Raw genomic sequence first — 2774 nt, 5'->3', positions numbered from 1 at the left:
AGCCTGTCGCCGTCCCAGCCGTACCATGTCACTTCCGGGGTTTTATCCAGGTAAATATATTCCTCCCCGCTGAGACTCCCGCGCTCCCGCCGGCTTTTCCACACCCGTTTTCCGATGCGGCGGCCCGACGGGTCATACAGGTAGCGGCTTTCCAGCAGTACAGCGCTCTGTTGCTCAATGCGATAATTCGCCAGCCGGTGCCGGGTATCGTAATGATAGTGGTGGCTGTGGCTGCCGCCGTCGTCGATTTTACGCTCATGAGCTATTCCTTTATGACATTTCCGATTTCATTCTATTTCACCTAAAATGACATCCTTATAGTTTTATTACTTTTCCACGTTTGCCTCCGTCATCAATAAAATACGTTCCTAAACGCAATTTATCTGTTTCATCCTTTCTCATTAAAGTAAACTCCTCTATTAATGAATAATGTGTATATGTTGACCGATAAGAAAGCACTACTACATTAGAATTAATGACATTACTTGATATTAAATCGAATTTTATAAAATCACCTAAAACTTCTTTTTTTCTTTTCATCAACATTAAAAAGTCTTCTTTGTTTGTGATTTTTTTAAAGTCATCAGTTCCATTAGCATATATAGTGGAGAAATCATTTTTATTATATAACCCCTGTAAATAAAGAATATTTTGTTGAGCTTCGTTTCTTACCTCTGCATCATCCTGAATAACTGAAAGTGCTATAACCCTCCATGTAAAGGCGGCAAGTACAGCAAAAAAAAATGCCACTGCAATCAAAATATATTTCTTGCTTTCCATTTTATTACCCCAACAACTCGGACAGGCATCGAGAAACTTGAGAACACGTTAACTCTCCACCAAAAGCCCCTAACCCGGGTCCAAAACTGAGAGATCCTGAATAATTCCCAGCCAAATCCTTTGCTCCTGTAGCAGCAAACTTACCCAATAACCCTCCGGAATATATAACACCTTTCGACTTGGTTTCACCAGGGGATATACTGCCACCAGAAATAGATCCTGATACAGATAGCCCGCCAGCAAATCCTACTCCGCTGTGATCACAAAGAATATAGTACGCACAAACATCACTATTGCCTGATGCCTTTTCATTTGACCCAATTGATATTCCAGCAGCAAATTTTCCTCCGCTGAATGCGTCCAAAGCACCTCCAACGTCAACAGAAAGAGAACCTGATGGGGGCAAATATGTCGGTCCATTAGCTGCGTCTATTGCTGTTGCTGCATCAGCATGGGACATGTTACCTTCCGATGCAGCACTCACTGCGGAACCTGACCATTTACCAAATTCACCGCCAAACGCCACCAGCCCAAACGGATCTATTTTCGATACGGGATTCAATGGGTAAGTATACAGGTTCCATCCCCCCGCCAGCCCAATCGGGTCCTGCGTGATATACCGTCCCTGCACCGGGTCGTAATACCGGTGACGGTTATAGTACAGCCCCGTCTCTTCATCATACTGCTGACCCGGCAAACAGAGCAGTTGCTCCAGTCACTCAGGAGATTGTAATAGTGATATAGTGCAATGCCGGTTTCAATGTCATAACGCTGGCCTTTTATCTGTATTAACTGATATGGCTGACTTGCTACATATTAATGCCTTAAGATTTTCCCTCCCCTTGTCTGTGATACTATCGCAAACTCTACTAGCCCATTCTACTTCACTCTTTTCCAAACATTGAATTTTCTTATCGCTCATTGTTCTAATGTTAGGTGTTGCATCACCATTTAATAACATCCATGTTTCATTTTTCTTCATAAAACATCTCCCATCATGTTCAAATATATTCGGTGTGAATTTATTATCAGAATCCCATGTTACGACTTGTTCGAGGGCGATATTATCTTGATACTCCATACCTGCATTATAATAGTCGCAAGATATAATTAGCATGGAAATAATTGCCACCAATATTTTTCCAAGCATTTCCATTTACTTTACCTCTTGAAATTCAAATGGGAATCCAGTGAAAGGACCTTTAGGCATAATATATCTTTTAGATCCATAAAGCTCACCGAGCACTTGTAGGCTTATAGGTGTATTTGTATTCATAGAAGGGTTACTAAACCCGCACGCCTCAAAAATCATGTTCGTCCGGCTAAAACAATTATTTGCAATAGGAAGAGGGCCAAGGCTAATAGTTTTTAGATTTTTATTAAGGTCTATTGCCTTATTCATCATACATTGTTCTTCTTCATCTGTTGTATCTATTATCCAAATCCAAGTATCTCTGCGGGGTTGCATCTTTTTAAAATAATCAGAGACAGAAGCTCCCATCTCATCTCTAGTTCCCGAACTCATTAATCCATACCGATTTGCCGCCGCAGCATGCCCAAAAGGATTATCAGGAACGGGACCGTTACCTATTATCATCGTACTAAGCCCTAATGGATCAACGTGTTGCTCCGGATTCAGCGGATACGCATACCCATTCCACCCACCAATCAACCCTATCGGGTCCTGAGTGATATACCGTCCCTGTAACGGGTCGTAATACCGGTGACGGTTATAGTACAGCCCCGTCTCTTCATCATACTGCTGCCCCGGCAGACGGATGAGCTGTTTCATGTTATGTGGATTATTCTCGCGCTGCACATTCCCCCAGGCATCATATTCTGCCGACCAGTCCGCTTTCCCCTCCGCGTTTATCAGCGCCAGCGGCAGGCCACGGTGGTCGCAGTGGTACAGGTGGATTTTTCTCTGCGGCGTGTATACCGGCTCCATCTGGTTTTGTATCTGCTCCGGCGTTAACCCGCACTGCGCCAGCCAC

General features: G+C 43.5%; 3 protein-coding genes and 2 pseudogenes. All 5 read right to left on the bottom strand.

What is annotated here, in order from left to right; translation table 11 throughout:
* Window positions 1-227, bottom strand: a pseudogene (locus tag OOJ60_RS24315) (hypothetical protein); the annotation flags it as partial.
* A gap of 88 nt (window positions 228-315) precedes the next feature.
* Window positions 316-780 carry a sugar tyrosine-protein kinase gene (locus OOJ60_RS24310; protein ID WP_205613292.1) on the bottom strand — a complete coding sequence of 155 codons (465 nt, stop codon included), beginning with the start codon at window positions 778-780 and terminating at the stop codon, window positions 316-318.
* A gap of 4 nt (window positions 781-784) precedes the next feature.
* A pseudogene (locus OOJ60_RS24785) lies at window positions 785-1495 on the bottom strand (RHS repeat-associated core domain-containing protein); the annotation flags it as partial.
* Window positions 1496-1543: 48 nt separating this feature from the next.
* Entirely contained in the window at window positions 1544-1936 is a 393-nt protein-coding gene (locus tag OOJ60_RS24300) for a hypothetical protein (protein WP_205613291.1), read from the bottom strand.
* The coding region (locus OOJ60_RS24295; RefSeq protein ID WP_205613290.1) for an RHS repeat-associated core domain-containing protein at window positions 1937-2774 on the bottom strand (838 nt) is incomplete at its 5' end.

The sequence above is a fragment of the Citrobacter sp. R4 genome, from assembly GCF_026719175.1.
Taxonomy (GTDB): domain Bacteria; phylum Pseudomonadota; class Gammaproteobacteria; order Enterobacterales; family Enterobacteriaceae; genus Citrobacter_A; species Citrobacter_A sedlakii.
This window is presented reverse-complemented; position numbering and strand designations above follow the sequence as displayed.